The organism is Microbacterium sp. P2_F9 (assembly GCF_056403635.1).
The window spans coordinates 1-9,138 of record NZ_JBFUFC010000154.1; the positions used below are offsets into that span (position 1 = coordinate 1).

General features: G+C 64.2%; 14 protein-coding genes. 6 read left to right on the top strand and 8 right to left on the bottom strand.

What is annotated here, in order from left to right:
- Positions 1 to 191: 191 nt before the first annotated feature.
- Complete coding sequence (locus AC1DVT_RS14715) at positions 192 to 593, top strand: hypothetical protein (protein ID WP_477389772.1); 402 nt, start codon at positions 192 to 194, stop codon at positions 591 to 593.
- Positions 594 to 691: 98 nt separating this feature from the next.
- Here the strand turns inward: AC1DVT_RS14715 and AC1DVT_RS14720 are convergent, their stop codons facing one another.
- The 3 genes from AC1DVT_RS14720 to AC1DVT_RS14730 all read right to left on the bottom strand — a co-directional run bounded on the left by AC1DVT_RS14720 (position 692) and on the right by AC1DVT_RS14730 (position 2,149).
- Entirely contained in the window at positions 692 to 1,360 is a 669-nt protein-coding gene (locus AC1DVT_RS14720) for a hypothetical protein (protein ID WP_477389773.1), read from the bottom strand.
- A gap of 92 nt (positions 1,361 to 1,452) precedes the next feature.
- Positions 1,453 to 1,635, bottom strand: coding sequence for a hypothetical protein (locus AC1DVT_RS14725; protein ID WP_477389774.1), 183 nt, complete (start codon positions 1,633 to 1,635; stop codon positions 1,453 to 1,455).
- A 61-nt stretch (positions 1,636 to 1,696) separates the two neighbouring features.
- Positions 1,697 to 2,149, bottom strand: coding sequence for an NUDIX domain-containing protein (locus AC1DVT_RS14730; protein WP_477389775.1), 453 nt, complete (start codon positions 2,147 to 2,149; stop codon positions 1,697 to 1,699).
- Positions 2,150 to 2,376: 227 nt separating this feature from the next.
- Here AC1DVT_RS14730 and AC1DVT_RS14735 point away from each other — a divergent pair, with 227 nt between their 5' ends.
- Positions 2,377 to 2,658 carry a DUF6412 domain-containing protein gene (locus AC1DVT_RS14735; RefSeq protein WP_477389776.1) on the top strand — a complete coding sequence of 94 codons (282 nt, stop codon included), beginning with the start codon at positions 2,377 to 2,379 and terminating at the stop codon, positions 2,656 to 2,658.
- Positions 2,659 to 2,758: 100 nt separating this feature from the next.
- Positions 2,759 to 3,526 carry a YidC/Oxa1 family membrane protein insertase gene (locus tag AC1DVT_RS14740; protein ID WP_477389777.1) on the top strand — a complete coding sequence of 256 codons (768 nt, stop codon included), beginning with the start codon at positions 2,759 to 2,761 and terminating at the stop codon, positions 3,524 to 3,526.
- Positions 3,527 to 4,016: 490 nt separating this feature from the next.
- On the opposite strand, the gene AC1DVT_RS14745 is transcribed toward AC1DVT_RS14740, so the two are convergent.
- Positions 4,017 to 4,607, bottom strand: coding sequence for a hypothetical protein (locus tag AC1DVT_RS14745; RefSeq protein WP_477389778.1), 591 nt, complete (start codon positions 4,605 to 4,607; stop codon positions 4,017 to 4,019).
- Positions 4,608 to 4,809: 202 nt separating this feature from the next.
- Between AC1DVT_RS14745 and AC1DVT_RS14750 the strand changes: the two genes are divergently transcribed.
- A complete protein-coding gene (locus AC1DVT_RS14750) occupies positions 4,810 to 5,337 on the top strand; it encodes a hypothetical protein (protein ID WP_477389779.1) in 528 nt (175 codons plus the stop codon).
- A gap of 188 nt (positions 5,338 to 5,525) precedes the next feature.
- Here the strand turns inward: AC1DVT_RS14750 and AC1DVT_RS14755 are convergent, their stop codons facing one another.
- The 3 genes from AC1DVT_RS14755 to AC1DVT_RS14765 form a co-directional block, all read right to left on the bottom strand.
- Entirely contained in the window at positions 5,526 to 6,275 is a 750-nt protein-coding gene (locus AC1DVT_RS14755; protein WP_477389780.1) for a hypothetical protein, read from the bottom strand.
- 152 nt (positions 6,276 to 6,427) lie between these two features.
- Positions 6,428 to 6,895 carry a hypothetical protein gene (locus AC1DVT_RS14760; protein WP_477389781.1) on the bottom strand — a complete coding sequence of 156 codons (468 nt, stop codon included), beginning with the start codon at positions 6,893 to 6,895 and terminating at the stop codon, positions 6,428 to 6,430.
- A 185-nt stretch (positions 6,896 to 7,080) separates the two neighbouring features.
- Positions 7,081 to 7,263, bottom strand: coding sequence for a hypothetical protein (locus tag AC1DVT_RS14765; protein WP_477389785.1), 183 nt, complete (start codon positions 7,261 to 7,263; stop codon positions 7,081 to 7,083).
- Between AC1DVT_RS14765 and AC1DVT_RS14770 the strand changes: the two genes are divergently transcribed.
- The gene (locus AC1DVT_RS14770) at positions 7,177 to 7,656 is read left to right on the top strand and encodes a class I SAM-dependent methyltransferase (protein WP_477389784.1); all 480 of its coding nucleotides are present in this window, start codon (positions 7,177 to 7,179) and stop codon (positions 7,654 to 7,656) included. The two genes, AC1DVT_RS14765 and AC1DVT_RS14770, sit on opposite strands and share 87 nt — an antisense overlap.
- Before the next feature lie 101 nt (positions 7,657 to 7,757).
- Here the strand turns inward: AC1DVT_RS14770 and AC1DVT_RS14775 are convergent, their stop codons facing one another.
- Entirely contained in the window at positions 7,758 to 8,246 is a 489-nt protein-coding gene (locus AC1DVT_RS14775; RefSeq protein WP_477389782.1) for a hypothetical protein, read from the bottom strand.
- 310 nt (positions 8,247 to 8,556) lie between these two features.
- On the opposite strand from AC1DVT_RS14775, the gene AC1DVT_RS14780 reads away from it, so the two are divergent.
- Positions 8,557 to 9,138: hypothetical protein (locus AC1DVT_RS14780; protein ID WP_477389783.1), on the top strand; the 582-nt coding region annotated here is incomplete at its 3' end.

Below are 9,138 nucleotides of genomic sequence, written 5' to 3' on the forward strand. Positions count from 1 at the left end.
GAACTGGGCTGCCGCGGCGTCCCTCTGCTCCAGGTGTTCGAGGAATCGGGGCAGATTGGTGAGGTCAGGGTCCGCATCCGTCATGATCACTGACGCTAGTACGCCGGACCAGTCATACCCGGGGCACATCCATAGCGGAAGCTGCCCGCAGGTCGGTCGCTCTGCGGGCACCGGGCATGCATAATACGTTCGTGAATGACGTCGGCGCGCTGGTCCAGGCCGCGCAAGAGGCCAGCAACAAGGTCGAGGCCGGCGATTTGGGCTACTTTTACGAACGAAAGCAAGATGTACGCGCCCACAACAAGCGGATGAATGCGCTGTGGGCATTGCTCGGCGAACTCGCCGCGAGTCATGAAGGTCGTTTGGCGCTCGAATCTCTCCTGCGTGATTCACCGACGACGTCCCTCAGGATCGCGGTCGCGAACGTCGTCATGCGCTGGGATGGCTTCTCTGCTCGTGATGCGCTTGAGGAAATCGTCTCGACCGGTGGCGGCCAGGTCACCCGGCCGATGACCATGACGGCGGCCCTGCAAGCGCCGGACGGCACAGCGCGAAACGCCGCCTTGAGTCTGCTCAACCTCGGACGGCACTAGCAACCGCGAAATCCTGCTGCGATGCGGCGCTTCAACCGCGCAAGGCGGTCCTTCACCGCACGCCGCAGAGGAGGCGGTCGATCTTCGTGTGGGTGGGGTCAATCTCCGGTACTTCCAGGCAAGATGTCTCGGTCAACCCGGATGGACACGGAATCCAAGCGCGGGTCGTGGCGGAGTTGCCGGAAGATCGACAGCTCCGCGGCCACGATGAGAGAGTCCGGGTACAGGCGGCTACCCCATGCCAACCGCTTATCTGAATCCCATGCAAACTCCGGGATGCGGCGCCCCGCCTGTACGTCAGCGGGGACCAGGTCGGCTTCGAAATAGTCCTCCCCATGCACGCGAACCGATTGCYCGGTGGGGACCTCGCCGTATCCCACCCACCGCAGGCATCGCAGAGCCCGATCGCCGATGGCGTCGCGGAGCGCTTCCGCGGTTGATTCGTCCGGTTGACCCATACAAGAGACCAGGTCGCGAATGGCGGGCTGCTCGTCCGAGATGTGACGTGTCGCTTCGAACCAGTTCAGCGACGCGGAGTGTTCCTCGACGTCCACATACTGCGACCAGCGCACGAAGTTCCCGCCTCGGGCTATGAACGGCAGATATACACGCAGCATGGGCAGGTCGCGGTGGGACGCAGGGACGAAGTCGCGAGCGGGGAAGTGCCATCCCGACCCATCCAGTTCAACTGTCCTCTCGGCCACGCAACCGACCGTACCGAAGGCCACTGCGCGCCGCTGGAACTGCAACCGGCGGCGCGCGGCCATAGTGGTGGCTAGCGAGGCGCGGTAGCCGGTCGTCTGACGGGCGGATGAGAGTACCCTGCGGCGCACTCTCCTGCCAAGGCGATTTGACCCGCTTAGTCGCCGTCCGCGGCACCAGCATCGCCATCGACCTCGACGGAGAAAGGCTCCGGGTGTCCGACGAAGGCGGTGGATGTCGTGGAGGCACCCCCGGCCTGGAGTTTGGCTGCCTCGAGTGCCCGGCTAATGGCGAGGTCCATCTCCGATCCAGCCTGAACGTGTTGGCCGTCGCGTGTCATGTTGCCTCCTGCGGCGAGCATATCCGCAGAGCTAACAGCAATACGCGCGCGGCAGGGTCCCTCAGTGAGAGCAATCCTCGAGCACGCGATMGATCCAGTGGTGGCGGGAGAGCGACGACACGCTCGAGGCGTCGAACCAGGCGACTTCGAGCAGCTCGGCAGTCTCAAGATCCAATGGATCGCTGTGCAGTGCGCACTCATAGGCGATAGTCACGTAGCCGACGCGGTCTCCGTTCGGGTACACCGCTTCGAGGTCTTCGCCGCCGTAGGCGCCGACGATCCTGCCGACGATGGGTGTGACACTCAACTCTTCCTCGACCTCGCGGATCAATGCAGTGGTGGGGTCCTCGCCTGGCTCCACACCTCCGCCGACGAAGCTCCACAGTCCGGAGTCGCGTTGCCGCGCGAGCAGAAATCGCGAGCCATCTCGAATGACCGCAGTGACTGCCGGAAGGAGGAGGAGATCGGTGCCGACCCGTTTGCGCAGTGCAGCCACGTACGGCGAGATCGGCATGGAGTGAATCTATCTGTTGACTCCGTATGAGGGTCGCTCACTGCAACAGATCTCGTCTCGAAGCGGATCGACTGCGGGCGGTGGGCCAGCCGCCGTGTTGACGCTCCTCTATAGCTGAGCGCGCCGCGATCCGAGCCCTGGTGCTGTGACTAACACTCGATCTCTGCCCCATGCTCGACGAGCTGCGTGTTAGCGTGTCCGCATCGAGATGGTGGGGCGGTGTTGCGATGACTGACGCGATCGGCTCGCTTCTGCACCTTCTGTTCACGTCGCTCGGTCTCATCACGGCGGTCGATCCCGGCACGGTGACCATCTACGCGGCCGCTGTGCTGGCCGCGGCTCTGATCGTCACCCTGCTCTGTGCGATCACACTCCCACGATCCGCGCGGGCCTCACTCGCCCATGCGCGCAGGGCGATCGATGCTTCGGCTCCCGTTTCACAGAGTGATCCGGATGCCGAAGGGCATCCCCGTTCTCGAGCTCCTGGATTCGCGGCCTCGGCCGCGTAGTCCTCGACGCACGCTCACCCGCCACGGCGGGTGGTTCGGTGTCCGTCGATGCACGATGTGGCCGCCTCGCGACCACCTCCCACATCGACGAACGGACATCATGGACCTCTCTTCCCTCGCGCCCATCGCGTCAATCCTCGACGCGGCGTACGCCACCCTCATGGGCCTGGCCACTCTGCTGCAACCCATCGCCGGCGTCGCATCCGCGGCCGTGGCGGTGATTCTTCTGACCCTCTTCGTGCGCGCGCTGCTCATCCCGACCGGGGTCGCTCAGGCGAAAGCGGAGCAGACACGCGCCCGGATCGCACCGAAGCTGCGGGCGCTGCAGCGCACGCACAAGCACGACCGCGAACGGCTGCAACGAGAGACGATGCAGCTCTACACCGACGAGAAGGCCTCGCCGTTCGCGGGATGCCTCCCCGTGCTGATCCAAGCGCCGGTGGTCGGTGTCATCTACACGCTCTTCCTGCGCACGGTGATCGCCGGTCATCCGAACGCGCTGCTCACGGAACAGTTCTTCGGGGTTCCCCTCGGAGCCAGCTTGATCACGATGCTCAGCAACGGAACCCTGACGTTCGCGGCCGGCGCGGTGTTCGGCATCCTGATCCTGATGATCGCGGCCGTGGCCGAGATCACCCGCCGCTTCGTCCGGCCGCAGCCGACGCCCGAGCCATCGCCGCTCGATTCCACGGGGGTGCTGCGGCTCGTCGGGGTACTGCAGTTCGCCACAGCTGCGATCGCGATGTTCGTGCCGCTCGCCGCYGGGCTGTATCTGCTGGTCACCGTCGCTTGGACATTCGTCCAGAGGCTGATTCTGCGCCGAACCTACCCAAGCCCGCCTTCCGACCTCGCCAGGCCCGCTCGATGACGGGGCGAACCACGGCGCTCCTCGCATACGTCCTCGCGGGCGAGGATGCGGAACATCGGGCACCCGAGTCACGGATCCGACGGATCCACGCGGTCAATCCAATGCGTGGTCGCGACAAGGGCAGTTGAAGGCCGGCACACCTCGAGGTTCCGCGGGTCAGGTACTTGCAGCGCCGTGGCCCGCCGAAGGTCATGGGTGAAGCCACTCGCTCGACTTGCCGCGACGACACACGGAAAACGACGACGACTGCCRCCCCCATATCCACCTGGTCACCCGTTGCCGTCGTTAGCTCTGTCCTCGCGGCCGCCGCTGTCGTTTGCACACTGTTTGTCCCTGGCGCGATGAGTCTTGTGTTTGGAGGCCTCGGCGCAGCCTCGGCGATTGCATTCGGCACGATCGCTTTGGCCAACCGAATCGCAAGCCGGAACCGCAACGTGGATTTCCGACCCCGAATGCGCTGTGTGCCCAGACCACGCGTCTGGTTGGGTTGCTACCCCATCCCGGGTGCCCCGTACTGGGCTCCATCGGGTAGTTCGGGGCAGGAGGCATCAGCAGTCTGGGCTGCGATCTCTGCACGCACAGCGATGCCGCCGGGGACGGTCCGGAGGGTGTACACGATGCCCTCCTGAGCGCCCTGTTCCGGGATGTACCCGAGGAGCATCCCGTCGCTGTTCATGTTGTCGGGCCGGTGCTCTCCCCATACAGAGAGGAGACCACCGGCGGGGTTCTCGTCGAGCCAGTCGCCGGTGTCGCTGAGAGTGGCGTCGGGGACCAGCCAGAACGCCTCAAGCTCGGAGACCGGCCCGCACGGCCAGCCGGTGTACGAGTTGAACGAGGCGACGTTCGACGGGGCGGTTGTGGTGCCCGGCGGAAGGGAGATGTCGTCAAGCCATGCCTGAGCCTGCGCACGAGCCTGCTCGTCGTCGCTTCCTGATGCGATGACATCGGAGCTGGGCGGTGTCGACTCGGGCGTGGTTGCCACTGTCGGGGCGGGCGCACCCGCAGGCGTCGGACCGGTCGCGCATCCGGTCAGGGCGAGAGCGGCCAGAAGAGCTGCGGGGAAGGTGAGGCGGTGACGCATCCGACCACTCTAGGAGATGGAAACGGCAGGCTAGAGGCCTCCTTGCAAGACGGAATCTCGGCGTCGTAAACGGTCCCTCTGCGCGCCGTCGTCGCGGTCGATCTGCGGGATTGGAACAGGGACTCGCGCGCTCGAGGGATCCCTCTGTGGGCCGACCTAGAGGCGGGCGCTACGCTGACGGCATCGAGGAAGGTGCGCTGTGGTGCCGAGCAAGTACACCGTGAACTACGATCTGCGACGCAAGCTGACGAAAGAGGACTGGGAGGAGTACCAACGCCTCACCGCCGTCGCAAACGACCCACCCATGTCGGAGCTACGTACGACGAAGCGCCTGTACGTGAGCGGGTTCGTCCTGACCGGCCTGCTGCTGATTCCAATGGGGATCGCCATCGGGACCAGCAGCAACGGCGGCGGAAGTGCGGTCCCTTGGATGGTGGCCGTGATTGGTGTGTTCTTCCTGACTCTCTTCGCCCCGCTGTTCGCCGTCTTTGGGGAGATGCGCGACGCTCGCGAACGAGCAGATGCTGGCCGGAGCGCCCTGGCAGATAAGGTCGCGCCGAAGTCGTCCGGTCGAGGCCATGAAGACGAAGACCACACTCCTCGTTACCCGGTGACTGGCGAGTACAACCCCGGCCTGTACATGGCACGTGGAGGTCCTGCGATGGCGCAGTGGCTCGAAGACACCGGATACGGCGACTGGGAGACCTACGAGGCGAACAAGCCCGACTGAAGTCAGCCCGCAGGCTCGGCCCGCTCAGAGCGTGGAGATCGAGCAGAGCGATGGCACCCGAGCGCTAGACATCGGTGTCGGCGTAGATCACTCGACGTTTCACCGCGCATTGAGTGCAGATCCCCCAGCGGCGGACTTGAGCGCAATCGGCCTAGATGCGATTGTCGCAACTGGAGGGGCGGTGATCGCTATGCCATTCGGCCGGCCAGCGCGGTGATCACGAGTTGGCGCAAGGTGCCTTCGCTCTTCCACCCGCTGCGGTCCGCGGTGAAGACTTCGATCGGCACACCCAAGCTGCAAACGAGCCTGATGTTAGGCAGGCCACTGGGACCCTCGAACTCGACGAACCATGAAACATCGTCGTAGCGTCGGGATTCTTGTCCTCCCGGGGCGCCCGCGCGTTGGAAGTAATTCCATCGCAGGGAACGCTCGAAACTGGCCTTCAGACCCCGCGCACCGTGAGAGAGGACATCGCTAACTACGTCATAGTCCGATGGTTGGTCGTCGGGAAGAAGTTCGCGCAGCTCGCCGGGCGCGCAGATAGCAAACCAACCGTTGATCGATAACCCGGCGACGTGCTTCGTGGGTTGCTGAGCCGCGAGTTGCTCAATGGGCGTCGACGCTGCGGACTGCCAGGACATGCGTGTCCGGCCGGGGACAAAGGTGCCGACCTTCGGAAAGGGGAGCGGCGCTTCGCCCGTGAGCCCTTCACCGCCACGGCCCCCGTGTTCGACCCACCACGCCATACTCGCGTCGACCATGTTGTTCGCTCGCCAGTACGCGTCGACCTCACGCCACAGATCGCGCACCTCATCCATGAAGGCGATCTCCGCCGGCAAGAGCGGATGAGCCTCGGATAACTCGAGGCCGGTGCCAACGTCCGCACCTCGTGTCGCATTGGCAGCGCGAATGGCATCGACCTCGTCGCTAAAGCTCATGAACACAGACGATATCTCGGAGGACTGACGCGGCTATCCGCAGACGCAAGGCGGAACCCTCGACCTCGCGGTGGGAAGCGTCCTGGCTCCGGCCCAGTACCCGAAACGATCCCTCAACGGACCGGCCTCGTTGCCCCTACGGGGCCCGTCTATCAGTCTTCGATAAGCGGACTGGGGTGAGGGCTCAGCTTGAGGTTGGCTCGAAGCGCGTCATAGAACTCATTGATCGAGACAAAGTACCGGGCTCGCGCGGATTTCTCAGCAGGGCGCGGGTCCGCCTCCGCACGAGCCGTCTTTACCAGGGCATAGGCCTCGCGTTGAACCAGCCTCGCTTTCCTCGCGAGGTCAGTGTCAGCGATGACGATGAGTTGCTGGCACGTCGTCCGGACGCGGGCGTGAGCCTCGGAGAGCTCGGCGTCCGTAGTCGACTTCGCTTCGGCGAGGTGCGAGAGGCGCCGGGTGGCCGCGACGAATTCTTGCGCTGTCGTGTAGACCGCTTCATCCCAGCGGTGCCTGAAGTCCCGCCGGTTCTTCAACCATTCGGTGACCTGCCCGAACACAAACGCAAGTAGCGCTGCGATCACGGCCAGCCAAATCGCGACCGCGGTTGTCGGGTCCACGAGAAGAGAGTATCGAGACTCTCGGCGCGGCGTGCGTGCCATATCGCAGACCACGCACTTCGGATCCCTCTGCGGATGTAGGGATCGTGTGCGATCCCGCGGGCGGGATGAGCACCAGCTCGTCATGCCGGCCGATGTAGACGGCCGGATGGCAGTATGTGCAGGTGACTGACGACTCGCGATCACTATGGGATATCGAAGCCGAGTCCTTCGATGACTCGGCCGATCACGGTCTCCGCGATTCCAAAGTCCGGCGAGCGTGGGCGGATTTGCTGCTTCCGCTGGTTGGTGAACCCGGACGACGAGTAGCCGATCTCGGATGCGGGACGGGCACGCTCTCCGTCCTGCTCGCGATCGAGGGTCAGCATCTCGTGAGCGGCATCGACTTTTCTCCGGAGATGGTGAAACGAGCCCGGGTCAAGGCTGAGGGGATTGATCCGCTGCCGCGATTCGTCGTCGCCGATGCCGCGAACCCTCCCCTTCCGGCGGCGTCATTCGATGTTGTCCTCGCTCGCCACGTTCTGTGGGCGATGCCCGATCCAGCCGCATCCCTTGCCCGATGGATTCAGCTGCTCGCGCCGGGCGGTGTCCTCGTCCTAATAGAAGGTCGATGGCACACGGGAGTCGGACTGACGGCCTCCGACTGCGCTCAACTCGTCGGTCAGCTCCGTGACGACGTGCATTTGCAGCCTCTCGACGACCCGTCCTACTGGGGAGGCCCCACCACCGACGAGCGATACCTGATCGTCAGCCGACACTGAATCGATCACCATCCCTCAGCGGGCGACCGACGAAGGGGGTACGATCGCGCGCACTCGGCCGGACTGAAAGTTGAAAGCGGTTGCGATTGAGGTGCAGGCGCTCAGTCGGCGTATCGCTGGTAGGGATCCTCGACGGTTGGAACATCGATGTCGCCGCGCTCCGGGTTCCACCACACGATCGGAATTGTCGGTTCCGCCTGGTGCGCGCTGAGATGAATGGTGTCGGCTGGATGACCAACGCGCACGAACAGGCCAAGGTCGCGCGCAATCTCATGAGCGCGACGATTCAGCGCGACCGTTCCGCCCAACTGTCTAATGACCGGTCCGAGATAGGGCGCTGTGACTACGGCAACGACCGTCTTCGGCTTACCTCGTAAAGTGAAGAAGGCGGCGTGATCGAATACGGGGTAGGCGAGATTGCGGAGTTGGTCCACAGCCGCGATGAGGGCCGTACGACGCCCGTCAATGAGAGCAGTGAGAGCGCGGGACGGGTCGTAATAGTCGGAGCTGACCGTTAGYCCATTCAGCTCCACCCACGCTTCGCGCATCGGTGCGCCGTTGTAACGGTCAGGGTCGCGATTCATCGTCATGCCATGACGCTATTCGACGGTCGCCTGCCCACTTGGATTCGCCCTGCCGGAAAACGAATCCTTGGCCGACAAAGCGTCRAATGCGATCCACTTGCGGGCACTGCACGAAAGCGGGAACAGTGCGGGCGGGGCGAAGGGCATGGGCTTGACGTTCACCGGCGTGGGAGAATCGCTCGCCATCACCGTGTTGTACTCGTTTCCGGAGCGGCGGGAAACGTCCCTTGCCTGGCGAGCTAAAGGGACTGGCCAGCGGGTTGGAGGCCGATGGGCCCGGCGATGGCGCACCGACGTACGGCAATAGGATCGGCGTGTGCCCGACGGTTCCTCTGCGCGCGCTCTAGGGCGAGACATTCTGCTCCTAGTACTGGGTGCGGCGTTCGCGCTCGGCGGTTCCCTGGTCACCGGGCTGATTGCCCAGAACGCGGAACGAGAGTCTTTCCTGCGAGAGCAACGGCTCGCAGAGTACAGCGCGCTACTCGCAGCAATGACTGAATTGGATGCCACCGTCCAAGAAGTCATCGCAGCAAACATCGCGGCTGACTGGAACGACCTTCCGACGCCGGGTGTGTCTCAGCGAGCGATTGACCCGGCCACTGTGGAAACGCTGAAGACAGCATTCAGTCGCGTTCAAGTGGTTGGTTCAGCCGACGCCGTTGCGGTCGCGGAGAACGGGATGTCCTATTACTCCAAGTACCTATCCTTCGTCGAGGAGCGCCTCGCCGACATCGCTGAGGACACCGAGGATGGCTCGAGTTCTCAGACCGACTGGTTCTACGACGGCGGCGCCGACTTCATGGTTTCGTCTGCGGAGTGTCTCCGGCTCCTGGCAAGGGAGCCATTCGTTGGCGCTGTTCAGACTGATTTRGGACTCGACCCCATCGCGGTGCCGAGC

Coding starts and splice junctions, on each gene's coding strand:
- AC1DVT_RS14725 (WP_477389774.1), bottom strand. CDS start 1,635: ATGACACGCGACGGCCAACACGTTCAGGCTGGATCGGAGATGGACCTC.
- AC1DVT_RS14735 (WP_477389776.1), top strand. CDS start 2,377: ATGACTGACGCGATCGGCTCGCTTCTGCACCTTCTGTTCACGTCGCTC.
- AC1DVT_RS14745 (WP_477389778.1), bottom strand. CDS start 4,607: ATGCGTCACCGCCTCACCTTCCCCGCAGCTCTTCTGGCCGCTCTCGCC.
- AC1DVT_RS14755 (WP_477389780.1), bottom strand. CDS start 6,275: ATGAGCTTTAGCGACGAGGTCGATGCCATTCGCGCTGCCAATGCGACA.
- AC1DVT_RS14765 (WP_477389785.1), bottom strand. CDS start 7,263: ATGCTGACCCTCGATCGCGAGCAGGACGGAGAGCGTGCCCGTCCCGCA.